The following is a 215-nucleotide window of genomic DNA, read 5'->3' on the forward strand; positions in this document are numbered from 1 at the left end:
GGCGAGAGCTTCATTATTCAGATGCTCAGCCCCGATGCCTGGGCCCCGCTGCTGGGCTTTACGGGCATTCTCCTGTTCATGTTCGGCAAAGAGCGTCAGAAGGGCATCGGCCAGGGGCGCGGTGGCACTGCTCATCAGGTCCATGCCGGTCATCAGGATGGCAAAGCCCAGGAAGATCTGGCCGATGCCCTTCTGACGCTCTTTGCCGAACATGA

The 215-nt window shown here is 60.0% G+C and carries 1 protein-coding gene; it reads left to right on the top strand.

Features of this window, described 5'->3' with window-relative positions; genetic code table 11:
• On the top strand, window positions 1-215 hold a 215-nt coding region (locus H6B10_RS17780; protein ID WP_345941890.1), incomplete at both ends, for a hypothetical protein.

Origin of the sequence: Gemmiger formicilis (genome assembly GCF_016901605.1) — a bacterium.
Lineage (GTDB): Bacteria > Bacillota > Clostridia > Oscillospirales > Ruminococcaceae > Gemmiger > Gemmiger formicilis_B.